We start from the raw sequence: 26,603 nt of genomic DNA, 5'->3' as shown, positions 1-26,603 counted from the left end.
CGTCAGGTAGAGCCCTTTGCCTCAATACGCGCTACCGCTTGAGACGGGTATCTCCCCGCCCTTCGCGCCCGGCGTCTTGTAGCTGCCGGCCAAAGCCGTGGCCGCTCGTATGAGAAGCGTTGTATCGACTCCGCCCGCGACGAACTGGGCGCCAGCATCGAGATAGGTCTGCCCGGCCTGGCGATCGGAGACGAGGACACCTGCGGCTTTGCCAGCATCGCGGACCAACTTGATTCCATCGATGATGCGATGATGTACAGCCTCGTGATTGGCCTGGCCACGATGACCCATCGACGCGGATAGATCTGCCGGTCCAAAGAAAACGCCGTCTACGCCCTCGACTGCTGCAATATCCTCGAGGTAGCGCATTGCTTCCAGCGTCTCTGCCTGCACGAGGAGGCACATTTCGTCATTTGCACCGTCGACGTAGTTCTGGACCTGATTCCAGCGCGAAGCGCGTGCCAAAGCGGCGCCCATCCCGCGAATCCCCTCGGGTGGATAGCGCATCGCCCTCACCATCATTCGCGCCTGCTCTACCGTATCGATCATCGGGATCAAGAGCGTCTGGGCGCCCACATCAAGGTATTGCTTGACGAGGGCGACACCAGCTTGCACTGGCCGCACGATCGCTTGTGGGCGGTACGGCGCCACTGCGCGCAACTGGTCCAACGTAGTACGCACATCATTTGGGGCGTGCTCGCAGTCAAACAGTAGCCAGTCGAACCCGCAACCCGCAAGCAACTCGGTCGTGTTCGCGTCGACTAGACCCACCCATAATCCGATTTGCGTTTGACCCGCGCGCAGGGCGTCACGAAAGGTGTTCCCCGCATTCTTCATGTGACTCTCCTCACGCGAAGCGGAACGAAATCGAACCGAGCGGCCACGTAATCGAGGTGGAGCGCGTCGCCTGCTCCTGCGTGAGCCGGCCTTGTGAACGAGCCGGCAAGCACGATATCACCCGCGTTGATCTGCTCGTCGTAGCGAGCGATCTTGTTGGCGAGCCACGCGACACCGTTGCCCGGATGATTCAGGACGCCAGCTGCCAGGCCTGTCTCCTCAATCACCCCGTTCCGATGCAGGATCGCACCGATCCAACGCAGATCTACATCCATTGGCTTGACGGGCCGACCACCAAGTACGACACCGGCGTTCGCAGCGAAATCGCTGATCGTGTCGCCCACCTTTCGCATCAGCCGCGTCTCGCTGTCATACTGCTCAATTCGGGCATCGATGATCTCGACCGCGGGTACGACGTACGCCGTGGATGAAAGCACATCGAACAGGGTAATGCCCGGGCCTTTCAGGGGACGTTCAAGAACGAACGCGAGCTCAACTTCAACACGCGGAGCAATGAAACGATCAAATGGAATATCTCCGCCCGCTTCGAAGAACATGTCGTCCATTAAGGGGGCGAAGTCTGGCTCGGTAATCTGGCTAGCCTGCTGCATTGCCCGGGACGTGAGGCCGATCTTTCGCCCCTTTATGCTACGTCCATCCGCGATCTCGAGTGCCACCCATTCACGCTGGATCGCGTACCCATCGTCGATGGTAAATTCGGGATACTGTTTCGTGAAATGCGGCACTTGCACCCGTCGCTTTCTCGCATCGTAAAGCTGCCGGGCTAGCATCTTGATAGTGTCTTGCGGAAGCATGAACTCATCCTTGTTGGGGGCCTCGTCGTTGTCCTGCGCACGTGAGATGACCCCATTCCACGGTTTAACCTGCAATCCGCGGCCCGACGTAACCCTTCTGCCCCGTTTCTGAGCCGAGATTGAGAATCGGTCCGTCCATGCGCTCCTGCCAGATCAGGGATTCCATGCCAATATGCAGCGGATGGTCCTGAATGGTCAGAATGAAGGTTGGCTCCTCGTCGTAATAGTGTGCGTGTTCCGACCAGGACGGACCCGAGAGAAGCAGATCACCAGCCTTCCACGGAATCTCGACGCCGTCCACGATGCTCTTCCCGTGTCCGGTGAAGTGGTAATTGATTGCAACCGAGCTGTGTTTGTGGCCGCGGCCGATCTTTCGCGCAGGTTTGCCGGCGGGATGCGAAAACATGGTCGCAAAAAACGAGTGTGTCGTGCCGTTGCGTCGCTCCGTCGCGGGGTTATACAAGAGGATGATGTTGCGCTTGCCGTCGCCCTCCTGCCGCGTAAGCATTTCGACCACGTTTTCCCACGGCCAAACGAGCGGACGGTTCTCCACAACCTCAATGTCCGTCAAATATTCATAGCCGCGCAGGCGGGCGCCATCCTCGGAAATGACCACATCCGGAGCATTTTTCCGGTTATACCCGTCGTCCAGGCCTCGCGAAGAGGCCTGAATATCGCGTTCGGCAACGTCCTGTTCGTAGTTGATCCAGTGGACAGCGAGCTTCCTCAGGAGAGGGGCGTTCGAATAGGTGATTCGCACCCAGAGTTCATTCCCCGTATTCCGATGATAGTACGCCTGCATCGACGGAATCGAGAGGACACCCCATTTGCTCAGTTCCTTTTCCTGCTGACCGACACTAACAACGCCCGAACCGCGGATGCAGAATTCGACCTGGTTTGAATTGCGCATCAACGCGCGCGTCACTTCGCCCGGCTTCATGACACTGATCGTGACATCGACCCCCGGCGCGAAGCCCATGGAGCCGTCTGTGCAGGATGGATGCACGATCAGGGTGGCGCGCCGGCCGTCCTCCGGGAGCGGCATGGATGCCAGCCGTTCGATCTCCCGGTCAATGACTTCTCGGGGTACGAGTACAGGTGACCACGGCTTGATCGGTGTCGGCGCGGCGGCATTGCCGTCAAGCATGGTAAAGGTATTCTCGCTCATGTCTTGCTCCTGTTATGTGACTTGACTCACGGACAGCGGTGCGCCGTCACGCTTTTGACCAACGAATCGGTGCCGGCGCCGTAAGCGGCAGGCGGAGTTCTGAGCCGTGTCCTGTAGATGCACGTTCGTATGCCAAATTGGCAATCGCGAGATCGGAAATCCCCATGCCCATCGCTTTAAACAGCGTGATGTCGCCTTGCGAGGATCGCTGCAGACCTCGCTTGATTACTTCCGGCAGCGATTGAACGGTGCCACTCCAGCGGTCCTCCTCGCTCCCAAAGTGGTCCATGAACTCCCGTGACGCCTTCCGCGTGTTTGCCAGATCGTCAACGACGATGGAACCGGCGCGATCGAACACGTCGGGGAAAAACTCCGCGTTGACTGGCAAGATGGCACCAACTGCATTCAGGTGCGTATTCGGTGAGAGGAGGCGTGCCGAGAAGAACGGCTGGGTTGCGCGCGTAACGAGCGTCACAATCTCCGCCCGGTCGACCGCCTCCTCAAGCGTCGCGGCTTCAACTACCTCAGCTGTACCAATGCAGGCAGCGACCTTTTCGGCAAAAACATGCCGCCGCTCCTCAGTCCGACTCCAAACACGTATTCGCTTAAGCGGCCGGACAGCGTTTACAGCAAAGATCTGGGCGAGCGCCTGCTTTCCTGATCCGATAATGGCCATATCGCTCGCATGTTTACTCGCGACCCAACGCGTGCCAACCGCGGTCATCGCGGACGTGCGGATTTGACCAAGAGTGTTCGCTTCCATCATCGCCAGCAGGTGGCCATTCTCGGTGCTGAACAGCGAGAACACCGCTTTCCCCCCGTTCTTTGTGTGGGCCCAGCTCTTGAATCCACAGACCCCGACACGTAGCGACGCTGATCCCAGTGAATGCATCGCGCCGCCATTGCCAATGTCACCCAGAGCTTTGGGCACATTTGACGCCACACCGTTGGCGATCTCGCCCAAGCTGCTCTCAAGAGCATCGATAGCGTCATCGAGCGGAACAAGTCGCGAGACATCAGCTTCTGTCAACCACAATGCATCTGCATTCATTTTGTACTCCTGATATGCATGGTTTTACCAATTTCAGATAGTTTTCTCAGGCGCGAGATTTCTTGGGGCTCCGTGACGCCTATGCGAAAGGCAGATGGCGAGAACTAGACTTACGCTCAATTAGCCAACGGCTTCCATCGAATACCAGTGAATCAGTGCATCGGCGAACCGCTGATGGGACGATTGGCGCGCTCCGGACAGACATGTCCTTTTTCGCCTCATAGACGGTCAGATAAAAGTGTACGGTGGCTCTGTTCGATTGGGTAAGCTCGACAAGCGGGTTGCATACGGCGTGAAACGTCCGACGATCAGCCGGTCGGTTTGCGAGCGCATTAGCAATCGCAGCGCGCCCCTCGAGCATTTCTCCGTTGCGGTCCCACACGCCATGTGCAGGGAAGAGTTCGACAATCTGGTCATGTGTACGATCGTCAAGGCAATGAAAGAACTCGTACACAGTTTTGATACAATGAATTTGCGCAATTACGGTGTCGCTCTCAGTCATTTCCCCCTCCTGTTTTCATTAATAACGTAATTTATGAGCGTTCCGATCGAATCGATTTCGACCTCGAACGTGTCACCTTCTTTAAGGTAGCGCGGCGGGGTGCGCGTCATGCCGATGCCATCAGGTGTCCCCGTCGCAATGACATCGCCCGGATACAACGTTGTGAACGAGCTAATGTACTCGATGAGATGAGACACTGAAAAGATCAAATCATCAGTTCCTGTGCGCTGAACCTCGTCTCCGTTCAGCCTTCCGATCAGCGTCAGTCTGCTTGGGTCGGGAATCTCGTCCGCAGTTACGATCCACGGGCCAATCGCGCCTGACCGGTCGAAATTCTTTCCAGGTGTCGCCTGCGTGTTGTGCTTCTGGAAGTCCCGGGCGGAGTTCTCAGCCATGCAGGTATAGCCTGCTACGTAGTCAAGCGCCTCACTGTTGGCAACGTATCTGGCTTCCTTGCCGATTACGACGGCCAATTCCGCTTCGTAATCGAAGCTATCGGTGACCCGTGGCCGGATGACATTCTCGGCGTTACCGACAAACGAATCGGGGAACCGCAAGAAGATCGACGGATGCGTGGGTAGGTCGCGCTTCATCTCTTGCAGATGTCCGCGATAGTTCAATCCAGCGCAAATGATCTTGGCGTCGCGGCGCACGGGGGCCACCAGCTTGACCGTAGAAAGCGCGACAGCATCGTCCACCCGCAGGTTGCGCGCGTTCTCAATGGCGACGTGGAAACTGTCGTCGCCGGGAATCGGCACAACCAGATCCGCGTCGACCACGCCCCATCGTTCGTGGCCAGAATGTTCGAAACGGACAATTTTCATGTTTGTCTTCCGTGTTGAAAAGATTGCACAGAAACCCTCCCGGTGCCGCGGCAGCTTCCGAGTAATAGGCGCTTATCCGCGGTTCGGGTGCGCCGTCATCCGACGCGGTGGAACCCGCTCCAAAGAAGCGGGGCGCTCCGGCAAGATCATGACCCGAGAGTAGGTGTGGCGTCTGTCAAACGTGATACCGAGCAGAAGCGATGGGGTCACGTCCAAACGACTCTGCGCAGCAGCGCCCCGTTGACGCGCGTCAACTCAAATCCACGGAGCACGCAGGGTTTGAAGACGCTCTGCTCCATCCCCAATAAGAAAGCGGTCAGCGGAAAGGCGCGTGGTCGTGCGGTTGCCTCATTGCATGTCCAACTTACCCAGTTCGGCGCACAAACGATACTGAAGTATCTGCATATTGGACATGCACCGGTAGAATGGAGCCTGCAGGGTTCTCACTGGGGCGCAGGCAACGTTTGACGCCAGCGTCGCTGGTATTTCCGTGATTTCCATGCAGGTTACGACTGAGGTGTCCGCTGATTGGCCAGGAGCGCATGCCTTGCGTTTATTTCGTGCCGCACTGGCTCGACCTCGGGGACTTTGCGCGCGAGGAAGCACTGTATGACAGCACGCCGCCGGAGTGGCGTACCCGCCGTGCGGGTATCAGGTCGACCAGGTAGTGCGAGCCAAGCGTAGTCTTAGCTTGAATCGATGGTCAATTCCAACGACAACGCCCGTCTGATTTTTACGAGCTACCACCCCGTACCGAATCCGGCGAGGCCAACATCTGATTCGTTGTCTTTTGCATAGCCTACGTCCGAATAAAGTCTGGTTCTCTTCGACAACAGGTAGGCTGCCGTTACTCCGAACTCAAGAGGAGTGTTGCTCGGCAGATGCAATATCTGTTTGGTACGTCGCGACGGAAATTCAGAATTCCGGTGCAACGTTGTATCGGAGTCTTCCATAAGGCACTGTCACCCATTGAAAGGCCGTTGGAAAGCGGTACAGCACTACCCGCAAGGCGCGGCCTTGCGTTGTTGCAAAGCGGGTCGCTGGCCCCGTGCGAAGCGAAATGTCGCGGCGCACCCGGTATTTCGTTCATCTGGTTGCGGAACTGATCCGCACCAGTCACCCATCGGGTTCAAGGCGAGTGCCGGTGTTCTGGCCTTCGCCCCTGGCTCACGTGGAGCCCCAGAAAACCGTCGGTACCAGGCCAATGTCCAAGGGGTGAGACAACAATGGTTACCCGTGTGGGTACCAGGCTTGCTCGGGCTCTTGGTCTGGGCGTCTCAGTCGTTACGCTGCATCGGGAATGGCCGGGGGGGTGTCCCAATCAACTTGCTGGTTTGATGCCAACAATGCCGCCGGGCTCGTCCCCCCCCCGCCAAGGTCAGCCGAAACATCGGTTGAGGTCAAAGGGTTTGCCCTCCCTCATCATGTAATAAGCGGCACGCGCGAGCTTGTGTGCGAGTGCCTTCATAGCCACGACGGGCAGGCGCTTTGACTTTTTGCGGTCATAGAAACGTCTGGCCTGTGGACAGCAGCGCAACGCTCCAGCGGCGGCCTCGACGAATGCCCAGGCAAGGTAACGGTTGCCATTGCGTGCATTGCCTTCGCCCTTTTTCTTGCCGTTGGAGATGCGCTTGCTGTCCACGCAGCGGCAATAGAAGCTGAAATGGCCAACGCTAGCGAAGCGTGCGATGGTGCCGGTTTCGAGCATGATGGTAGCCGCAAGGATGTTGCCGATTCTGGGCGCACTCTTGAGGACGTCGAACTGTGGGCGCAGCTTGACTTCCTTGTGGAGAATGGTCTCAAGCGCCTGAATCTCTGTGCACAGCGTATGGAGCACGGCAAGGTTAGCCATCAGCGCGCGCTCGACGTGCCGCGGCAACGCGAGTGCTCGCACCGCTGCGTCGTCGAGAAGTTGCACGTGTTCTCCATTGATGCGTAGATTGAACTGCCTGGCGAGCAGGCTTTCGATACTCAGGATGTTCAGGGTATGTTGCTGGACAAGCTGCATGCGCTTGCGCGCCAGGTCGCGTAACGCGCGTTCGTGAGACGGATAAATGTAGCCTTCGGGCAGCAATCCAAGCCAAAAAATGTGGGCAAGGAATACGGCGTCGTGTTCGTCACCTGAGTACTTCAGGCCCTCGTACTGCTTGATCGCTGCAGTATTGGCCAGATGTACGGCAAAACCGTCGGCCATCAGTCCGTCGACAAGCCAGTACCAGTTGAACGTTGATTCCACGACCACTCCCCGCAGTTCATCCCGATAGGGCTCCAGCGCGGCCACTATGAGTTGTAGATCATTGGCAAGCCGCCTGCAGTACAGCACCCGGTCCCGGTCGTCAATCACGGCGACTACGGCGTTGTTCGAGTGCAGATCGATGCCGCTATACTTCATTTCAGCCTCCTGAAAGGGTCGGTTGAGGGCTGCATCTCAACTCTAGACCCTGGCCGCCCCCTTTTCTTGGGCGGCCAGGAGGCCTTTCAATGATTATCAACTTGCAGGATTTAAGGAACTGCGGCGCATAAATCATTCGACGCAGTTTGGGTGATATTGATAGCTTCGCGGCATGCGAAGACCCGGGCCGTGAGGTGTTTGCGATAGAGAGAAGCGCGCAGCAGATCTCGTTTCAGTGCGCAGTGCTGCCGGATCGAACCGAAGCCCGACAGGCGAAAAAGGCTAGTCTCGCTCGACGAGCGGCGGCTGCTCTCTTCGCAAGCAGCCGCCGTCGGGAATCACCAACGATAGGAAGATATGGGGATTGATTAGGTAGGCGAAACTTGCGTCATACGCCGCGCCGTCATACTAGATCCGAGGTCAGAATTTCTTCGTATAGGTGAGTGCAACGAAGTTGTTCTGCCCGTACGGGTTGGTCCCCGCGCTGACGCCCGTTCCGTTCACCTGCACGCGCGGCGACACCGCATACGCGAACGACAGCTCCGTCTGTTTGTCGATCCGGTACGTCGCGCCGAGCGTGTAGGTGCGCCTGAGCGTCGTCGGCACGAGAAACGTAAATGCGGTATTGCCCGGCGTCACGAGCTGGTTGGTGATTTCGAAGCCGCCCCGGACCGTAAGCCGGTCGCTCACGTCGTATTGCACCCCAAAGCGGTAAGCGTTGATGTTGGCGAAGCCGAACCCGGAACCGTCGATGCTGCCAAGCGGCGCGCCGAAGTTGACCGGATTGCCAAGCACATGCGTCTTGCCATAGTTGAACCGCAGCCAGTCGAAGCCGACCAGCCACTTCGGAGTCGGCCGGAAAGCGATGCCGACGCCGTACTGTTCCGGCTCTTCGAATCGTCCTCCATCCGCGAAGATGTCGTCGTATTTGTGCCAGGGCGTGTACTGAACCTTCGACGCATAGAACGCGCCCATCGACAGCTGCGAAGTAAACTGGCTCATCCAGCCGATCTTGAAGCCATAGCCCGGCGTCCAGTCACGCCCCTGATTCGGCAGTCCCGTTTGGCCCTGAATGCCTTCGACATCGATGGTCGACAGCGCTCCGACGAAGGACAGCGCAAGTGCATGGTTCTTCTCAGCCCCGAAGCGGTACGCAATGGTGGGCGCAACGTGCACAAAAACACCTTGCGAATACGTATTCGAATTTCCCGGAACGCCTCCATAGGGCGCCCTGTAACTCATTGACGCACCAGACGCCCACGACGCCACGCCAAACACGAGCGAAGGCGAGAGCGACTTCACATAGCCGAACTCGGGCATCGGCGTGATGCCTGTCTTCGCGTTGTAGGAGACGCCGTTGTCCTGAGCCCCGCCGTGGATGAAGAACAGGCCGCCACCGATATCCAGGCGGTCGCCTGAAAACGCGATGCCTGCGGGGTTCTCTGCCGGCGCAAGCGCCGACTCGCCGGTTGCGATGCCGACTCCGCCCATCCCTTGCTCACGTGTGCCGTAGCCGGTTGCGTAAATGCCGGTACTGGCAAAGCTATGCGCGCTCACGCAGAGCCATCCGACACATGTCAGCGCCACCAAGCTGCCTGTTCTCATTTCGTCTCCATTCCACGATTTGTTGTATTGAAAAAGTCCGGTGCGCCGTCCTGCACGGTGAAGCAATCAGATCGCCCCGCATACCTGTCACTCGCCTGCCAATGACCACATCACTGAGGCAGGCGGTGCGCCCGCACAGGGACGTGCCAGCTGCGTTCAGTCTGGAGGCCATGCCCGCTGTTGTTCGCTTGCAGCCGCCATCAGCACTCAAGCGTCGTGGCGGCCATCATGTCCCGGTGGATTCGGTGTCCGTCGGCGTATCCGAACGTCAGGAGGCGGGACGATGGCGTCGTCTTCCGTGCGGGCAATCCCGTCGCCCGGGCGACGCTGACATCGCCGACGCGTCACACCACCCATGAAGCGGGCGCGTCGTCTGCGAGCTGGTAGCGCTCAATGGCCGACGCAGCGGCGTCGCGCGGTATCACACCATCGCGCACGAGCGCCGACAACGCGGCGAGCGCAATGTGGTACCTGTCCACTTCGAAGAAGCGGCGGAGTTGTCCGCGCGTGCCGCTGCGTCCAAACCCGTCAGTCCCGAGCGCGGTAAAGCGACCCGTCACGTAGGGCGCGATTAGTTGCGCATAAGCGCGCACGTAATCGCTCGCGGCGACGACTGGCTCCGTGCCCGCAAGGCTGCGCTCGACGTGGCTGGTTCGGCTGCTCACCAACAGATGCAGACGGTTCCAGCGCTCGACGTCCCTCGCCTCGCGTGCCAGCTCACTGAAGCTGGTAACGCTCCAGATTTCGCTAGACACGCCCCAGTCTTTCGCGAGCAATTCGCTCGCTGCGATCACCTCGCGCAAGATGGCGCCTGAGCCAAGCAGCCGAACCTTGCCTCTCGCGCCCTCGACATCGTGAGACGCAAGGCGGTACATCCCTTTGATCACATCGTCCTCGACGCCAGCGGGCAGCGACGGCTGTGCATAGTTCTCGTTCGTCACCGTCAGGTAGTAAAAGATGTCTTCCTGCTGTTCGAGCATCTGGCGCGCGCCGTGATCGACGATCACAGCGAGTTCGCAGGCGAAAGCGGGGTCGTACGCGCGGCAGTTCGGAACAGTCGCGGCCATAACATGGCTCGTACCATCCTGATGCTGAAGACCCTCGCCGCTAAGTGTGGTGCGGCCCGCCGTCGCGCCGATGAGAAAGCCGCGCGCCCGCTGATCGGCTGCGGCCCAGATCAGGTCGCCGACCCGCTGGAATCCGAACATCGAGTAATAGATGTAGAAGGGCAGCATCGGCATCGCGTGCACGCTATAGGCTGTGGCCGCAGCTGTCCATGACGAGACGGCGCCTGCCTCCGTGATGCCCTCCTCTAGCAGCTGGCCGTTCTTCGATTCGCGGTAACACAGCATCGAGCCGGCGTCCTCCGGTTCATAGAGCTGGCCAGAAGGTGAATAGATCCCGACTTGCCTGAACAGGTTCGCCATTCCGAACGTGCGGGCCTCGTCGGCAACGATCGGCACGATACGCGGGCCGAGCGTTGGGTCCTTGATCAGCTGGCTGAAGAGACGCACCACGGCCATCGTCGTCGACATTTCCTTGTCCGCAGCCTGCAGAGCGAACTGCGCGTAGTCCGCAATGGGTGGCACGTCAAGACGTTGAGCCCTGCGGCGGCGGGCGGGGAGATAGCCGCCCAGCGCCTCGCGACGTGCCGTCAGATATCGGACCTCGGCGCTTTCGGCGCCCGGGTGATAGAAATTCAGCGACTCCAGATCATCATCGCTTAGAGGCAGACCGAAGCGCTCACGGAACGCTTTGAGCGTCTCAACGTCCAGCTTTTTGGTCTGGTGAGCCGTCATGCGCGACTCGCCCGCACCGCCCATGCCAAAACCCTTCTTCGTCTTGGCGAGAATAACCGTGGGCTGTCCCTTGTGCGCTTTCGCAGCAGCGAAAGCCGTGTACAGCTTTCGCATGTCGTGGCCACCGCGCTTGAGGGCGTCGATCTGCGCATCTGACATGTGCGAGACCAGCATCGCCAGTTCGGGATCGTCCTGGAAGAAATGGGCCAGGTTGTATGCGCCGTCCTTCGCGCCCAGTGTCTGGTACTTACCGTCGACGGTTGCACCAAGGCGCCGCAGCAACGCATTGGTCACGTCACGCGCGAACAGGCCGTCCCACTCTGAACCCCACAGCACCTTGATCACATTCCAACCGGCGCCCGCGAACAGCGCCTCCAGCTCCTGAACAATCTGCCCATTGCCGCGCACGGGGCCGTCCAGACGTTGGAGGTTGCAGTTGATGACGAACGTGACATTGTCGAGCTTTTCGCGCGAGGCCAGCGTCAGCGCCGCGATCGACTCCGGCTCGTCCATCTCACCGTCTCCGAACACGCCCCATACGTGGCGGTCCGCCGTTTGCGCGAGGCCCCGACCTTCGAGATAGCGCATGAAACGTGCTTGGTAGATGGCGCTGATCGGGCCGATTCCCATTGACCCGGTGGGGAACTGCCAGAAGTCGGGCATTAGCCAGGGATGCGGGTATGAGCAAAGACCGTTGCCACCGATTTCCTGGCGAAAGTCGGACAGATGTTCTTCGGTCAGTCGTCCCTCCAGAAAGGCGCGGGCGTACACTCCCGGCGCCGAATGCGGCTGGAAGTAGACGAGGTCTCCGCCGTGTCGCTCACTGGTGGCATGGAAGAAGTGGTTGAAGCCGGTTTCAAAGATCTCAGCGGCCGATGCAAAACTGGCAATATGCCCGCCCAGCTCACCATAGGCACGATTGGCCCGAACGACCATGGCAAGCGCGTTCCACCGCATGATCGAGGTGATGCGCTCTTCGAGCTCGATGTTGCCCGGATAGGGACCTTGACGATCTAGACCGACTGTGTTGCGATACTCTGTGACCGGCTGTGACCGCGTCGCGATGCCAAGTTGCCGCGCGAGACCGCGGAGCCTTTGCAACAGGAATGAGCCGCGATCGCTGCCGCAACAGTCAACAACTGCCTGCAGCGCTTCGAGCCACTCGCGTGTTTCTTGCGGGTCGTTATCGTGAACTTCATCTGACATAATACGTAATCCTATTTACATTCATTTGCACAGAATCTCTGGAGCAGCCGCGTGTCGCGGCAATGCCATCCGTCAAAAGGGAAAGCTATGTGGGTGCGTTTATTCGCGCCCGACAGAGGCCTGAATCACCACTTCCATGTGGCCTATCGCTTCTGCCTCCACGACAACCCTGTCGCCCGCCGACAACGATTCGCCGTTCGCCGCGCCGACGCCCGCAGGAGAGCCAGTGAACATGATGTCGCCCGGCTCGATGCAAATGGCCCTGCTGATGCCGGCAATCTGTTCGGCAAACGAATAGATCATGTCCGCGGTACATCCCCGCTGTTTCTGCACGCCATTGACCGAGAGCCGAAAGTCTAAGCGCTCGCCGTCGACGAACTCCTTCGGTACGATGACAGGCCCTATCGGCGTGCCCTTGTCCTGGCACTTGCCGAGCGAGAAGTCGAAATTGAACGGAAGATGGGGAGCGACGAACTGGTCGCGGGCAGTGAAGTCGATGCCCAGCGTGTATCCGGCGATGTGGTCAAGCGCCGCTTCAGGACTGATGTTGCGTCCGCCGCGGCCAAACACCACCACCAGTTCCGCTTCCCAGTCGAAGTTGCTGCAGCCCGCAGGAATATGGACTGAATGTCCCGGTCCCGTGAGGGCCGTCGTGGCCGGTTTCATGAAAAAGAACGGCGCGCGGCCTTCCACTTTTTCGATAACTACCTGCATCTCCGCAAGGTGGTCGGCATAATTTGCCCCCACGCAGAACACCTTGCGCGGGTATTGGAGCGGGAGCACGATATGCGCATCATGCTCGTCAATGGCAAGGTCCGACAGCCTGCCGGTGTCGGCAGCGTCAGCCACGCGCATAACCGCATCGCGGTTCTCGTGCCAGAGGCCGAATATGTCGCTCAGCTGGTTCGGGAGGTCCCCGAGGCCGAGCCGCTTTGCAGCGAGCGGTAAGCTCCAGAACGTGCTCCCGATCCTGAGTGCTGCGCTGACGCGGCCACCATCTGAAATTGATGCCAATGCAAACGTCATTTCTCACCCCTCACCGCTGGCTCAGACGAGCCTGTAATCGCCTTGCCATCCGGCGTAAAGCGGTCTCCAAAATCGAACATGTCGTCATTCTGGAAGCCCGGGTAGTACTGGATTTCCCACCAGCTGCCGTTGACGTCCACCATGTAAAAGGAGTAAACGCCGTGGCGCCGCTCGGGGGTTTGAACTTCCTGGATGCCGTAGACATCCTTCAGCCGGAGCGCCGCCGCGTACGCTGCATCTACTTCGGCTTCCGATATAACGTCGAGGCCCCAATGATTGTGCATGTTGCAAGGCGGACATCCAGCGCCGACCAGGACGCAGACGACGTGGAACTTCAACCCGCAACGGAAGACCATCGACGTGATGCCGTGCTGCACGCATTCCAGGCCGAGGAACTCCTCGTAAAACTTGCGCGACTGGGCAAGATCACGGCAAGGCAGTGTGCCGTGCGACATGACGTAAGGTTTGACGACGGATGTGCTGTTCGCGGGCACGATGACTGCATCGTCGGTTAGTTCGAGAATGTGGCTCATGAAAGGGGCTCCACCAGAGGTTGGATTGCAGTGCGCCTGTCGGATGCTGGCAGAAACTCGTCGGCAAAGAAGTCTTGTGGGGCGAGGTTCCGGGATGTGACAAAGTCGCTCCTGGCAGCTTCGACTAGTCCCGGGGCTCCGCAGACGTATACTTCGCGCCCCGAGAGATCCGCGTGATCGTCCAGCACTGCCTGATGAACATAGCCAGTACGTCCTGCCCAACCACACCCAGGCGTGGGATCGGAAATGACGGGCACGAATGTAAAGTCGGGGTAGTGCTCGGTCCATTCGTTGACAACTTCAAGCATGTACAACCCCTCGCGCGTGCGAGCACCCCAGTAGAAGTGAATGGGCCGCTTTTCGTGGATGTGCCGCGCGAACGCATTGAGCAGCATCGATTTGATCGGGGCGAAACCCGTGCCGCCCGCAATGAAAATCATTGGTTTGTCGCTGTCACGGACGAAGAACGTTCCGAGCGGACCTTCGAGTGTCAGGAGATCGCGCACTTTCATCGCGGAAAAAACACGATCCGTGAAGAGTCCACCGGGCATACGACGCAGATGGAACTCCAGCTCCGTGACGCCTTCCGCGCGCGGTGCACTCGCGATCGAATAGGTTCTGCGCTCGCCGTCCGTCAACAGAATGTCCACGTATTGGCCAGCTGCGAACAGGAAATTCTCGTTCATCGGCAGGCGCACGCGCAGTACCACAACGTCGGAGGCGAGCCGTTCGAGTTTGGTGACGCGGCTCGGCATCACCCGTGGGCGGTTCCCCGCAAGTCCGCTCAGCTCATGCGCTTCGATTACGACGTCCGAGCTTGCGCGCGCCTGGCAAATCAGCGCATAGCCTTCCCGTCGCTCGCTGTCCGGTAGATAAGCCTGCAATACGTCGCCATGATCGATCTCGCCCTGGACCACCTTGCATTTGCAAGTCCGGCATACACCGGCCCGGCAACTGTATGCGAGCGAATAGCCGGCGGCGAGGCCTGCCGATAGAATGCTGACACCTTCCTCCGCAGAGTAGGCGTGACCGCTCGGCCGCAGTGTCACTTTAAAAGTCATAAACGTCTCCCCCATATAGGACTTTTTACCTTCCTGATCCGATCATGGGTGTAATCGGCAGGCGGTGACTACATGCAACAGAGTACGAACACCCGCCTTCGCGGTCGAATTGGAAATCGAAATTGCGCGTATTTCCAGTATCAATGACACGCGGAGAAGGCTGGGACTTCTACCGATCGACTGGACAGGCAGCGGTACCTACCATTACATCCCGAAGCGGCGTTGTCCTGAACTGCCGCGTGCAAAGCAAATGAACCCAAACCGTATTGATCTCAACCTGTTGAAGGTGTTCGATGCGATCCTGCGGACGCGCAGCGTAACCGTTGCCGCTTTGAACCTGGGGCTGACCCAGTCGACGGTGAGCAACGCGCTGAACCGCCTGCGCGATGCGATGGGTGACCCACTCTTCGTACGGACATCCGAAGGGATGATGCCCACCACGTGGGCTGAAGAAATCGCCGGGCCAATCCGTGAGAGTCTTGCGCAAATTCGCGCGACGCTAGAGCACAAGCTCGGCTTCGATCCAGCGCACGCGGAGCGTACATTCACGCTGTTCATGACCGACGTCGGCCAGTTCGTGCTGCTGCCACGTCTGCTGCGTCTCATCGCGCAGGAGTCGCCACTGGTCCAGATCCATACGGATCAGGTGCCGCCATTCCGGCTGCGCGAGTCCGCAATGGAGAATGGCGATGTGGACCTCGCGGTAGGCTACTTCCATGAATTCGAAGGCCCGTTTCATCGCCAGCGACTGTTCACGGAGACGTTTGTCTGTGTGTCCCGTGCCGGCCATCCCCGGGTCGCAGGCAAGCTGTCGATGGAGCAGTTTCTAAAAGAGCGGCATCTCGTCTACCTTCCGCCGGGAAGCGGACATGCATCCATGGAGGCATTGATCGATGCTGTGTTTCAGGAACATGGCGTGCAACGCGCGACCATGGCGCGCGTTGCACATTGCCTCGGGTTGTGGACGTTGATTGCAGATAGTGACTACCTGGCGGTGCTGCCACGGCGTCTTGCGAGCGCTTTCGCTGCAATGGCGCCATTGCAGATACTCGAGGTTCCGATACCACTACCCTCATTTGAGATCACCCAGCACTGGCACGAGAGATTTCATCATCACCCGGGAAATCGGTGGCTGCGCAACCGGATCGCCTCGCTGTTCGGAGCGCAGGAGAGCGAAGCATAGAAGTTCACGCGAACACGGCACAGGCCTCCCGCCCCGCGTACCCACGGCGGGTGCTGCGCCCTACGGCCGTTTGTCGCTGCGCGAACCAGGCCGCGGTGCGCTCTTCCCGGCGACAGTTTAGCGAGCACCGGCATGGCGCAATGGAGGCGCCGCCTGACTACGCGCGCATTCTTGCCGAATCCCAATCAGTCACGCTCCGTTAGCCCCTCCGCTGTTTTCACGGCGAAGCAGGTCCAATGCGACGTCGACGATCATGTCTTCCTGGCCGCCTACCATCTTGCGGCGCCCAAGTTCGACAAGAATGTCGACGGTCTTCAGGCCATATTTCGCGGCGGCGGTTTCCGCATGCCGCAGGAAGCTCGAATACACGCCCGCGTAGCCCAAGGCCAGCGTCTCACGGTCCACGCGAACCGGTCGGTCCTGTAGCGGTCGCACGATGTCATCGGCAGCGTCCATCAGCCCATACAGGTCGGTGCCGTGCTGCCAGCCGAGCCGATCGGCAGCCGCCACGAACACTTCGAGCGGCGCGTTGCCCGCGCCGGCGCCCATCCCTGCGAGGCTTGCATCGACCCGATCGCAGCCCTCCTCCACTGCTACGATCGAATTCGCGACGCCGAGGCTCAGGTTATGGTGGGCGTGAATCCCGGTCTCAGTTTCAGGCTTCAGGATGTTCTTGAACGCGCGAAAGCGCTCGCGCACGTCCTCCATACCAAGCGCGCCACCCGAGTCCACCACGTAGCAGCAGGTTGCGCCATAGCTCTCCATCAGCTTCGCCTGCTCTGCGAGTTTCTCCGGCGTCGCCATGTGGCTCATCATCAGAAAACCCACCGCTTCCATACCCAGCGTGCGCGCGTATTCGATATGCTGAAGGCTGATGTCAGCCTCCGTGCAATGTGTCGCCACGCGCACGACGCGCGCACCCGCATCATAGGCCGCCTTCAGATCATGCACGGTGCCGATGCCTGGAAGTAGCAGCGTCGCTATCGTTGCCCGCTTAACGACGCTGGCCGCCGCCTCGATCCATTCAACATCCGTATGGGCGCCGAAACCATAGTTGAAGCTGCCACCCTGCAGGCCGTCACCATGCGCGACCTCAATCGAATGCACACCGGCCTCGTCCAGTGCTCGCGCAATGCGCTTCACCTGGTCCGTGGTGTAACGATGGCGAACGGCGTGGCTGCCGTCGCGCAGGGTGACATCGGAAACGTAGATTTTCTTCATGCCTTGACTCGCTCCTGCAGGGTTTGCGCCATGCGTTCAGCGATGGCTAGCGCCGCGCTGGTCATGATGTCCAGATTGCCGGCGTAGGCCGGCAGATAATGCGCGGCTCCTTCGACTTCGAGAAAGACCGTCGTCTTCAATCCGGAGAACCTGCCGACGCCGGCTATGGCAAGGTCGCTCACAGGGTCGAACTGCACCGCCTGTTTGAGCCTGTAGCCCGGCACGTATCGCTGAACCGCACTGACCATCTCCTCGACGCTCGCTACGATTGACGCTTCGTCAGCCGCGTCGCTGAGCGTGTAGACGGTGTCGCGCATGATGAGTGGCGGCTCGGCGGGATTGAGGACGATGATTGCCTTGCCCTTTGCGGCTCCGCCCACACTCTGGATGGCTTGCGCCGTCGTTTCGGTAAACTCGTCGATGTTAGCGCGCGTACCCGGACCCGCGCTTTTGCTTGAGATGCTCGCGACGATCTCTGCATAGCGCACTTTAGCGACGTGACTCACGGCGGCCACAATCGGAATCGTCGCCTGGCCTCCGCACGTGACCATATTCACGTTGAGTGCTTCGAGATGCGTACCGCCGTTAACCACCGGCACGCAGTACGGACCGATCGCCGCGGGTGTCAGGTCGATGCAGCGTATGGCTGGCTTCGCCGCACGAAGCGCCGCATCGTTGCTGACGTGCGCCGCTGCTGAGGTGGCGTCGAACACGATATCAATCTCGTCGAAACCCGGTAGCCGCATCAGCCCGGCGACGCCCTCGTGCGTCGTCGCTACGCCGAGGCGTGCCGCCCGTGCGAGACCATCGGAGGCCTGATCGATGCCCACCATCGCGCCCATTTCGACGCGGCGGCCGTGGCGCAAGATCTTGATCATCAGATCGGTGCCGATGTTGCCACTGCCAATGATGGCCGCCTTAAGTTTTTTCTCAGCCATGACTTCCTCCCGACGACGGACCACCCTTCGGAACCCCGGCCACACCCCAATGCGCAGCCGGAACTTCGTGAAGCACCACGCGAACCGATTCGCGCGGCGCGCCGATAGTTTTGATGGTTGCCTCCGTGAGTTCGCGAATCAACTCGACCTTTGCGTCGTGGCCGCGTCCCTCGATCATTGTGACTTGAATGAATGGCATGATCGGCCTCACTCGCCAGTGTTGAATTCGACTCGCCCAAGGCCCTGCATCTCGAGCAATACATGCTGGCCGGGCACGATGGTTTCGGCTGCCGTCGCGCCACCCGCCATCACAAGCCAGCCGGATTGCAGTGGCTCGCCGGCACTCGCGGAAAGCCGCACGGCGGCCGCCAGCGAGCGAAGCGGGTGTCCAAGGATGCCCGCAGTACTACCCGTCTGGCGCGCGACACCGTCGATACTCATTACAAGGCCGAGATTACTGAAGTCCTGTCGCGGATCTTGCCAGGGGCCAATCACGTACCCCGACGATGACGCGTTATCGGCAATCACGTCGCTCAAGGAGAAACGGAAGTTGTCGAAGCGCGAGTCGATGATTTCGAGCGCGGGCGCGATCGCTTCGACCGCCTCCAGCGCTTCCGGCAGGCTGACGTGTCCCTCGAGCGGCCGACGCAGTAAAAAAACGAGCTCGGGCTCGACGCGCGGGTGCACGAAGCGGCCGAGCGAAATGCACGCGCCGTCCGCCTCCGCCATCGCATCGGTAAGGCGGCCCCATATCATGTCGTGCACGTCCATCTGGACCATCTTTGCCCGGCTGGTGAAGCCCATCTTGACGCCGGTGCGCCGCTCGCCGCGTTGGACCCGTCGTGCAATCGAGGCCGACTGGACCGCGTAGGCATCGGGACCGCCCAGTTCCTCGGCTTCGGCAAACTGTGCGACCGGTCGCGCAAGCCGAGCCGCGTCATCGATGCGCTGGGCAAGTAGCGCGATTCGCTCTTGATTCATTGCTTCTGCTCCTCGAATACTGCACGTACGGAACCGAGACCCTGCAGGCGGGCCTCGAAAATGTCGCCCGGATGCGCCGCGACCATCGGGCCAAGCGCTCCGGTCAACACTATGTCACCCGCTGCGAGCCCTCGCCCCAACGCTGCCATGCGGTTGGCAAGCCACAAGGCGGCGTTGAGCGGGTTGCCCAGGCAGGCTGCACCGGCTCCGAGTGAGACCTGCTCCCCCCGGCGTTCCATGACCATCCCTAGCAGCCGCAGATCGAGCCGTGCGAGCGGCACCGGCGTGTTACCCAGCACGAACGCGCTGCTAGACGCGTTGTCGGCAACCGTGTCGACGAAGCCGATGCTCCAGTTCTGGACGCGGCTGCCCACGATCTCGACGGCGGGCAGCGCGAACGCTACGGCGCGAATGAGCTGTGCCATTGTGATTCCGGGCTCGGGAAGATCGCGATCCATGACCAGCGCGACCTCTGCCTCGACCTTCGGCTGCATCAGCGTGGACCAGACTACCTGCTCGCCGTCGGCCACCGCCATGTCCGCGAACAGCATGCCGTAATCGGGCTGATCCACACCAAGCTGCTGCTGCACGGTGCGCGCGGTCAGCCCGATCTTGCGGCCGACAAGCTTGCCGCCCTCGGCCAGCCTGCGCCGCGTGTTGTATTCCTGGACCGCATACGCGTCCGTGGCACTCATGTCCGTAAACCGATCCCGCAGCGGTGCTATGGCCTTGCCGCTCCCCGCTGCGTCCCACAGCAAATCGGCAGCGACCTCGATATCGTCGTCGTTCATTGCTCCGCTCCATTGAGCTTGATGCAGACATTGGAAAGCTCGGTATAGAACTCGAGCGAGTGCACACCGCCCTCGCGGCCGATACCTGAGGCCTTCGATCCCCCAAACGCCGTGCGCAGATCTCGCAGAAACCAGGTGTTCACCCAGACGATGCCCACCTGCAGCGCCGCGGCGAAGCTGTGCACCCGGTCAATATTTTGTGTATAGACGGACGCCGCGAGCCCGTAGCGCGAATCGTTCGCCATTTGTAGTGCCTCTGCCTCTTTATCGAACGGAATCACGACACAGCATGGTCCGAAGATTTCTTCGCTCGCCACGCGCGAGCCATGTGGCAGCCCTGTCCAAATGGTCGGCTCAATCCATGCGCCGCCCTGCAACGCGGCGCCCGTTTCCGGCACCCCGCCTCCGCAAACCACTGTCGCGCCCTCTTCGCGCGCGAGCCCGTAATAATTCAAGACCTTGCGCTGATGCTCGTGGGAGATCAGTGGGCCGAAGTTCGTCTCCCTGTCGCCTGGCCGGCCCGGCTTCAGACGCGAAGCAGCTTCAGCAAGACGCTGGACAACTTCGTCGAACACCCCGCGCTGAACGTAGACGCGTTCGGTGCCGAGGCAGACCTGACCCGTGTTTTCGAAGACCGAGCGTGTGAGGCCTGCGATCGTCACATCCAGATCGGCGTCGGCAAACACCACGGCGGCGTTCTTGCCGCCCAGCTCCATCGATACCGGCTTAATGCCAGCGCCAGCCGCCTTGATGATTGCCGCGCCGGTGCGCGTCTCACCCGTGAACGTGATCGCGTCGATGTCGGGATGCGTGCTTAGGAATTCGCCGGCCGATTCGGGTCCCAAGCCATGTACGACGTTGTAGACGCCGTGCGGCACCCCCACGCTGTTCATGACTTCACCAAGCAGCGCCGCCGTCGCGGGCGTTTCCTCCGACGGTTTGACGACCACCGTATTGCCGCACGCGAGCGCCGGGCCAACTTTCCATGTCATCAGCAGCAGTGGCAGGTTCCATGGGCAAATCACGGCGATCACACCTTTCGGTCGGCGCAGCGCGTAGTTAAGCGCCGGCTTGCCATCGGGCGCGTGGGTCGTGAACGCCTCAGTGGGCACGTCGCGCACGGCGTCTGCAAACACACGAAAGTTCGCTGCGCCGCGCGGAATGTCGAGGTGCGCCGCCAGCGATCGCGGCTTGCCGGTGTCGGCCACCTCGGCGGAAATGAAGTCCTCCGCCCGACGGTCGATCTCAGCCGCCACCGCGTAGAGCAGGTCACAGCGCTGCGCGAGCTTCAGCGAAGCCCAGGGTCCCGCGAGCGCCGCGCGTGCTGCGCGCACCGCGTCATCCACATCCTCGCGCGCCGCCTCGCTGACGCGGGCCACCAGCGAGCCATCCACCGGGTTGATGTCATCGAAGGTGCGTCCACCGCGCCCTTCGCGGTACTGGCCATTAATGAAGTTCAAAATCATTTTCGTCAGTCCTGAATATCGAGTTCGGGGTCCCCTGCGCTCAGGTAGTCCCACATGCGTTCGAAAATGCCCCCCGCTTCGGTCGCCCGCATCGCACATTCGGCCTCATCCAGCACAACCGAACAGTCTTCCAGGCCAGCAGCAAGTATTTTGAGTTCGAGACGCGCCGCGTCCTCGAGATACCAGGTCAGCGCCACCACTTTGGCGAGAGAGTCGCCCGCCACCACGACGCCGTTGCCTCGCATCACTACAGCATCGCGGTCGTCCAGCGCGTCAATCACTCCAGCGGCACGTTCATCGTCACGCACGAGCTGCGGATCGTCCCAGAGTGCCGTGCCTCGACCGAAGTACGCACCCATGCCGTGACGCGGACGGGGCGTGCGCCGGGCCGTACCGAGCGCCATCAGCGCCGGCGGCATGCTGCGCGCCACGGCTTGCACCTGCGGGCGGCGGCGATAGATCTGCTGGTGCAGCCGCACCTCGCCGAGCACGCCCGTGGGCAGCGGTCCGTCGACCGGAACGACCACGCCCGGCTCGCCAGCTTTGATGAGACCCATCGGCCGAGCAGCACAGACAAGGAAATGAGCATCGTCGAGCCGCGTACTGCAGTGTCCATACGCGTGGGCTAGCCCGTGACGCGCCAAGGCACGCGCGGCAATGCGAAGCTGCCGCCCCATGGCCGGGGAAACTTTCGTCACCATACTGCCTCCGACTTCTGCGCCGCCGCGCGGAACTCAGCAATGTCTGGCACGGCGCCCCATGCGCAGAACGATTCGCGGGCGGGCGCGAATTGCCGAGGCTTGTAGGTAGCCTCCTCTTCCGGCCTGATGCTGCGCACGCCAGTTGAAAACTCGTAGATCATGCCGTCCGGTCCCCGAAAATAGAGGAATACCGCACCTGACGTGGGATGGCGCCCCGGGCCGAAGGCGATGGGAACGCCCTTTTCACGAAGCAGATACCACGAGCGCATAACATCGTCGATGCTTTCCACCTGGTGGTTGATGTGCTGCACGCCTGCGCGGGCCGTTGGAAAGAGCGCAATCTTGTGGTGAATCTCGTCGATGCGTAGAAGCGGCGCATCGCCGATCCAGTCGCTCACGCGCGCGCCCAGCAGCCCTGTCCAGAAGCGCTCATCACGCTGCGGATCGGTCGTGCAGAGACCGACGTGGCTGAACCCGGTAACGCCGGCATCGCGCGACGGAAAGTAGCGGCGGCCGCTGCGATACGCACTGAACGCCAGTTCGATCCTGTTGCCGGTGGGATCGTCAAAGCGGATGAATGACTTCACGCGGCGCTGTTCGCACTCGCCTAACGACCCGGCTCGCACGTCAAAACCTGCGTCGGACAGCTCGGCTGCGGCGCACTCCAGATCGCCAGCCGTGCGTACCTCGAAGCCGACTGTATGATCCGCGGGGTCTCCGTCCACATAGACGAGAGTGTGGTCCCGGTCGTCGCTGCGGAAGTAACTCGCTGCGTTTTCCTCGCGCACGCGTTCTAGGCCAAGTACATCGCTAGCGAAACGGTCCGCTGTCGCGCGGTCACGCGTGCCGAGCCGAACATATGAGATATCGAAGAGGTTGGTCACGATGAATCGCCGCCCATTGGTGTGTGACGACTAATATAGGCATACCCGTGACATCTCTGAAATGAATTAACAGGATTTATGATATGCATACCAATCATGTCAGACCGGTGCGCACCGTGCGCCCGCTTAGTCGGCAACTCGACCTGAACCTGCTCGATCTCTTCGAAACGATCTATCGCACGCGAAATCTCACGCAGAGCGGCTCGCAGCTCGGCCTCACGCAACCCGCGGTGAGTCGCGGCCTCGCGAGATTGCGGGAAATGTATGGTGATGCGCTGTTCGTGCGCCAGCAGCGCGGCGTGTCGCCGACACCGTTTGCGGACTCGCTCGTGGGACAGATTGCGCAGGCGCTGGAAATCGTGCGCGCCACGATTCGCCGCCCGACTTTCGCGCCGGAGCACGAGACGCGCACTTTCCGCGTGGCGATGAGCGATATTGGCGAGCGGCTGTTTCTTCCGCGCCTGATGACGTGCGTGACGCGCCACGCGCCGCGGGTTGTCGTGGAAGTGGTCTCACCGGCTGAAGGAGAACTGCGCGACGGCCTCGCTTCAGGCCAGATCGATCTGGCGGTAGGGTATCTCGGCAACCTGAGCAAACAGATGCATCAGCGGCGGCTCTTCACAGAACGTTTTGTCTACGTGGCCAGACGTGATCATCCGCAGATCACGGCTCCGCTGCGGCGCGAGCAACTACGTGAACTCTCGCATGTGGTTGCGGGCCCGACCGGCATGCTTCATGCCGCAGCGGTGGAAAAAGTATTGTCGAGCCCACGCGTGCGGGCATGCGTCGCATTGCGCGTGCACAGTTTTCTCGGCGTTGGGCCGGTCGTCGCAAGTACGGATCTGGTGTCCGCGGTCCCGAGCAACCTGGCTGCCACGGTGGCCGAGCACATGGGGCTGCAACTGCTCGAGCCGCCGGTCAGGTTCCCCACCTTCGAAGTCGCCCTCATCTGGCACCAGCGCTTCCATGGCGATCCAGGCAACGAATGGCTCCGCGCGATGTTCGCCTCGTTGTTCGGCGGTTCGGCGTTCTGATTGGGCGGTGCGGCACCGCTTGCCCGCTCTGCACGACCGCCGCGCTCGACCGAACGCGGCAGTACTCACAAACTTCGTCCGCGCCTAAAGTGAAAAGGGCCACGCGATACGCCTCCAGTCGTTCGGCTCATGCCGGGCGCGCTAGATTCCTGCGGTGCATTGTGTTCCAGTGGCGCCTGAGGAAGTCAATGAGTTCGCAGAGGGTCTCAGACATGATATGCAATCCTTGTCAGCCTACTTGCCTGACTGTGTCTCAGACTGCCTTCCGGCGCAGCTGACCTGCACGCACCACCTGTCCCGCGAACGGAGCGGCTTCTGGTGAGGCCAATATAACGGCAAGCCGTCCCACTTCGTCAGCTGTAATCCACTGCGCCTTCGGATGCTCCCTCGACCGCGTCGCGACAATACTGTCGACAAGCAGAGTCAGTGACCGCGCACCCGAGGTCGCGAGCTCCTGATCCAGAACGCGCATAAGCATGGCCTGTGCAGCTGCGGTAATCGACACCGGCCCGTAGTCAGGCACTGGTTGTTCTGCGGCGCCGCCATTGATCAATAGATAGACGCCACGAGTTGTGGCCACAAGAGGCGCCAACGCCTGCGCTGTACGCATGTGACTCGTCAGACCGTCTTCCAAGACCCGGTTCCAGACTTCAGCGGAGGCGTCGAGCAAACGGCCGGTGTGCGACCAGCCTCCAAGCGCTGCAACGACCACTTCGATTCCGCCGTGCCGCGCGGCAGCATTGGTGGCAAATTCCCTCGCAGCGGCAGGATCGGACAAGTCCGTCTCGACAAGATCAAGTCCATCCCCAACTGCCGCGTGCAGCGCTTCCAGACGCTTCGCGCTTCGCGACGGGATCACAACAGCGTAACCCGCCTTTCTGAATGCTCTCACAATGCCTTCACCCACGGCACCTGCCCCGCCGGCGACAATTACAGCTCTTTCTTTCTCAGCGCCCATGACGTACTCCCATTTTGAGCAGATTAATCTTCGAACCGATTCCCAGGCTGGTGCAAATAGCGTGCCGCGCTGATGTTTCCGAAGACAAAAAGTCCGTTTGTTTCCAGGTCGGTATCTACCGGTACCAGGCAGAGAAGTTGATCAACGACGACCAGGCACGCGAGCAACAGACTCGTCGGGACATCGGATGCTCAGCATATCGAGCACACCCTGCGCTCTTCGTACTGCCGAATGAACCTGCATACAACATTCGAAAACCTGGAGCCCAGCGGTTGTCGCCTTTATCCGCCGGGTCGTCCTTTCGAGCAACGCTACGCCGGACTGCGCTTCCATGCTTGCTACAACCCGGCTCAACGTCGACTTGCTTACTCCAATCTCTTCGGCAGCGCGGGTAAAGCTTCCGTTGCGCACTACGCTGGCGAAGTAGAGAAAATGACTCGGTTCGGTATCAGCGTTGTCAATAATTGAGGACATTTTCTTCACTTCGATTCTGTTCTGCGGGTCGGTCAGCCATAACGATCCGACACGGCGTTCTGGCGAGAAGAGCGAAATGAGAGCGTCCGATCGTGCATCCATGCGCGACGGATTATCCGCTCAAAGGCAAGCGTCGCTTTGAACTCTGTTCGGCACACATCAATCGACCGGCTATCAAGCCACCCGTACTCCGCCAAACGCGTCGGCAAAGTCTCGTGCGAATTCTGCGACGGTGCGCGCGGGTGCGCCTGTTACCCTCGAAATATCATCTGTCACGACGTCACCCCAGTTCCCGCTGTAGGCCACAAAATAATCGTGCAAAACGTTAAGCGTGAAGTCGTCAAAGCCCATTTCGGCCATGTTCCGGAGCGCCGCGTCAAGTGGCACGTCCTGATAGCGAACCGGCTTTGCTAGCACACTGGCAAGCGCGGACGCCGTCTCATCCATCGAAATCGACGCCGGCCCAGTCAACGTGTAGCTGACGTTTTCATGGCCGTCTGACATAAGCACCCGCGCGGCAAAGCTGGCAATGTCACGCGTATCGATCATCCCCATACGCCCGTTTCCCATTGGAAGCGGCAAGATGCCGTGTTCCGCCACGCTCCTCGCCGCCATCAAGAGATTTTGCATGAAGAAGTGCGGCTTCAGAATCGTGTAACTCAAACCGGAGGCGATGAGCTCGGCGTCGGACAGTGCGTGCAGACGTCCATTGATCGTAGGCGCGTCGTGTGCGGCGCCGAAGGCTGACAAACGGACAATGCGCCGCACACCAGCCTGGCGCGCTGCCCACAGCGCGTTCGACCCTTGCACAGGCGCTCGCGGACCCGGCGGCGTCAGCATGAACGCGGTGTCCACACCGGCGAACACCGCGTCCAGCGTTTGCGGCTTTTCAAAGTCGCCCACGACGATGTCGATGCCAGATCGCGCGAGCGAATCGCCCTTTTCCGGGTTACGTACCAGCGCGCGAACTTTTGCATTCGCGGCTACAAGCCCTTTGATAACTTCGGCCGAAATGGCGCTCGTTGCGCCGGTGACGAGAATCGTGCGTGACATGTTCCCTATCCTCATTTGCATGGTTTCGCGACTAGCGTGGTCAGCCACCCGACCCGACTATTCGACGCGGATGGCGTTTTCGCTTTCGACGCGCTGTCTA

At 60.4% G+C, this 26,603-nt stretch carries 24 protein-coding genes and 1 pseudogene; 2 read left to right on the top strand and 23 right to left on the bottom strand.

Annotated elements, in window-relative coordinates; translation table 11 throughout:
* Positions 1–21 precede the first annotated feature (21 nt).
* From B0G76_RS24490 to B0G76_RS24435, 12 genes and pseudogenes are all read right to left on the bottom strand, one after another.
* Positions 22–837: an aldolase/citrate lyase family protein gene (locus tag B0G76_RS24490; RefSeq protein WP_120294819.1), complete on the bottom strand. Its 816-nt coding sequence runs from the start codon at positions 835–837 to the stop codon at positions 22–24.
* Between the two features lie 10 nt (positions 838–847).
* Positions 848–1,652: pseudogene (gene hpaH / locus B0G76_RS24485) on the bottom strand (2-oxo-hept-4-ene-1,7-dioate hydratase).
* A 64-nt stretch (positions 1,653–1,716) separates the two neighbouring features.
* Complete coding sequence (locus tag B0G76_RS24480; RefSeq protein ID WP_259460707.1) at positions 1,717–2,820, bottom strand: hypothetical protein; 1,104 nt, start codon at positions 2,818–2,820, stop codon at positions 1,717–1,719.
* Between the two features lie 46 nt (positions 2,821–2,866).
* Complete coding sequence (locus B0G76_RS24475) at positions 2,867–3,871, bottom strand: ornithine cyclodeaminase family protein (protein ID WP_120294817.1); 1,005 nt, start codon at positions 3,869–3,871, stop codon at positions 2,867–2,869.
* A 79-nt stretch (positions 3,872–3,950) separates the two neighbouring features.
* Positions 3,951–4,373 carry a nuclear transport factor 2 family protein gene (locus B0G76_RS44900; protein WP_120294816.1) on the bottom strand — a complete coding sequence of 141 codons (423 nt, stop codon included), beginning with the start codon at positions 4,371–4,373 and terminating at the stop codon, positions 3,951–3,953.
* Positions 4,370–5,197, bottom strand: coding sequence for a fumarylacetoacetate hydrolase family protein (locus B0G76_RS24465; protein WP_120294815.1), 828 nt, complete (start codon positions 5,195–5,197; stop codon positions 4,370–4,372). The genes B0G76_RS44900 and B0G76_RS24465 overlap by 4 nt, the downstream gene beginning before the upstream one ends.
* Before the next feature lie 1,378 nt (positions 5,198–6,575).
* Positions 6,576–7,589 carry an IS110 family transposase gene (locus B0G76_RS24460; RefSeq protein ID WP_120294814.1) on the bottom strand — a complete coding sequence of 338 codons (1,014 nt, stop codon included), beginning with the start codon at positions 7,587–7,589 and terminating at the stop codon, positions 6,576–6,578.
* A 420-nt stretch (positions 7,590–8,009) separates the two neighbouring features.
* A complete protein-coding gene (locus tag B0G76_RS24455) occupies positions 8,010–9,194 on the bottom strand; it encodes an OmpP1/FadL family transporter (protein WP_120294813.1) in 1,185 nt (394 codons plus the stop codon).
* Between the two features lie 344 nt (positions 9,195–9,538).
* The gene (mdeB, locus tag B0G76_RS24450; protein ID WP_120294812.1) at positions 9,539–12,199 is read right to left on the bottom strand and encodes an alpha-ketoglutarate dehydrogenase; all 2,661 of its coding nucleotides are present in this window, start codon (positions 12,197–12,199) and stop codon (positions 9,539–9,541) included.
* Between the two features lie 99 nt (positions 12,200–12,298).
* A complete protein-coding gene (locus tag B0G76_RS24445) occupies positions 12,299–13,225 on the bottom strand; it encodes a fumarylacetoacetate hydrolase family protein (protein ID WP_120294811.1) in 927 nt (308 codons plus the stop codon).
* Complete coding sequence (locus tag B0G76_RS24440) at positions 13,222–13,758, bottom strand: VOC family protein (protein WP_259460706.1); 537 nt, start codon at positions 13,756–13,758, stop codon at positions 13,222–13,224. The genes B0G76_RS24445 and B0G76_RS24440 overlap by 4 nt, the downstream gene beginning before the upstream one ends.
* A complete protein-coding gene (locus B0G76_RS24435) occupies positions 13,755–14,819 on the bottom strand; it encodes a CDP-6-deoxy-delta-3,4-glucoseen reductase (RefSeq protein ID WP_120294810.1) in 1,065 nt (354 codons plus the stop codon). Before B0G76_RS24435 ends, B0G76_RS24440 begins: the two co-directional genes overlap by 4 nt.
* A 109-nt stretch (positions 14,820–14,928) precedes the next feature.
* Here B0G76_RS24435 and B0G76_RS24430 point away from each other — a divergent pair, with 109 nt between their 5' ends.
* On the top strand, positions 14,929–16,002 hold the full coding sequence (locus B0G76_RS24430) for a LysR family transcriptional regulator (RefSeq protein ID WP_147394078.1): 1,074 nt from the start codon (positions 14,929–14,931) through the stop codon (positions 16,000–16,002).
* Positions 16,003–16,191: 189 nt separating this feature from the next.
* Here the strand turns inward: B0G76_RS24430 and dmpG are convergent, their stop codons facing one another.
* Genes dmpG through B0G76_RS24390 form a run of 8 tightly spaced genes read right to left on the bottom strand, consistent with a single transcriptional unit; the run spans position 16,192 to position 22,984 of the window.
* A complete protein-coding gene (dmpG, locus tag B0G76_RS24425; RefSeq protein WP_120294808.1) occupies positions 16,192–17,223 on the bottom strand; it encodes a 4-hydroxy-2-oxovalerate aldolase in 1,032 nt (343 codons plus the stop codon).
* Positions 17,220–18,161 (bottom strand): acetaldehyde dehydrogenase (acetylating), encoded by a 942-nt coding sequence (locus B0G76_RS24420; protein WP_120294807.1) that lies wholly within the window; start codon positions 18,159–18,161, stop codon positions 17,220–17,222. Before B0G76_RS24420 ends, dmpG begins: the two co-directional genes overlap by 4 nt.
* Positions 18,154–18,360: a 2-hydroxymuconate tautomerase gene (locus tag B0G76_RS24415; RefSeq protein ID WP_120294806.1), complete on the bottom strand. Its 207-nt coding sequence runs from the start codon at positions 18,358–18,360 to the stop codon at positions 18,154–18,156. Before B0G76_RS24415 ends, B0G76_RS24420 begins: the two co-directional genes overlap by 8 nt.
* Before the next feature lie 8 nt (positions 18,361–18,368).
* Entirely contained in the window at positions 18,369–19,142 is a 774-nt protein-coding gene (locus tag B0G76_RS24410; RefSeq protein WP_120294805.1) for a 2-keto-4-pentenoate hydratase, read from the bottom strand.
* Positions 19,139–19,933, bottom strand: a complete 795-nt coding sequence (locus B0G76_RS24405) for a 2-keto-4-pentenoate hydratase (RefSeq protein WP_120294804.1) — start codon at positions 19,931–19,933, stop codon at positions 19,139–19,141. Before B0G76_RS24405 ends, B0G76_RS24410 begins: the two co-directional genes overlap by 4 nt.
* On the bottom strand, positions 19,930–21,399 hold the full coding sequence (locus B0G76_RS24400; RefSeq protein ID WP_120294803.1) for a 2-hydroxymuconic semialdehyde dehydrogenase: 1,470 nt from the start codon (positions 21,397–21,399) through the stop codon (positions 19,930–19,932). Before B0G76_RS24400 ends, B0G76_RS24405 begins: the two co-directional genes overlap by 4 nt.
* Positions 21,400–21,404: 5 nt before the next feature.
* On the bottom strand, positions 21,405–22,100 hold the full coding sequence (locus tag B0G76_RS24395) for a class II aldolase/adducin family protein (protein WP_220700773.1): 696 nt from the start codon (positions 22,098–22,100) through the stop codon (positions 21,405–21,407).
* On the bottom strand, positions 22,094–22,984 hold the full coding sequence (locus tag B0G76_RS24390) for a VOC family protein (protein WP_120294801.1): 891 nt from the start codon (positions 22,982–22,984) through the stop codon (positions 22,094–22,096). Before B0G76_RS24390 ends, B0G76_RS24395 begins: the two co-directional genes overlap by 7 nt.
* A gap of 83 nt (positions 22,985–23,067) precedes the next feature.
* Here B0G76_RS24390 and B0G76_RS24385 point away from each other — a divergent pair, with 83 nt between their 5' ends.
* Positions 23,068–24,018, top strand: coding sequence for a LysR family transcriptional regulator (locus B0G76_RS24385; RefSeq protein WP_120294800.1), 951 nt, complete (start codon positions 23,068–23,070; stop codon positions 24,016–24,018).
* 253 nt (positions 24,019–24,271) lie between these two features.
* Here B0G76_RS24385 and B0G76_RS24380 read toward each other — a convergent pair whose 3' ends face one another.
* From B0G76_RS24380 to B0G76_RS24370, 3 genes are all read right to left on the bottom strand, one after another.
* The gene (locus B0G76_RS24380) at positions 24,272–24,976 is read right to left on the bottom strand and encodes an SDR family NAD(P)-dependent oxidoreductase (RefSeq protein WP_120294799.1); all 705 of its coding nucleotides are present in this window, start codon (positions 24,974–24,976) and stop codon (positions 24,272–24,274) included.
* Positions 24,977–25,117: 141 nt separating this feature from the next.
* Positions 25,118–25,552, bottom strand: coding sequence for a LysR family transcriptional regulator (locus B0G76_RS24375; RefSeq protein WP_120294798.1), 435 nt, complete (start codon positions 25,550–25,552; stop codon positions 25,118–25,120).
* A gap of 72 nt (positions 25,553–25,624) precedes the next feature.
* Positions 25,625–26,503, bottom strand: a complete 879-nt coding sequence (locus tag B0G76_RS24370) for an SDR family oxidoreductase (protein ID WP_183082133.1) — start codon at positions 26,501–26,503, stop codon at positions 25,625–25,627.
* Positions 26,504–26,603 lie beyond the last annotated feature (100 nt).

It is taken from the genome of Paraburkholderia sp. BL23I1N1 (genome assembly GCF_003610295.1).
In the GTDB taxonomy this organism is placed as follows: domain Bacteria; phylum Pseudomonadota; class Gammaproteobacteria; order Burkholderiales; family Burkholderiaceae; genus Paraburkholderia.
This window is presented reverse-complemented; position numbering and strand designations above follow the sequence as displayed.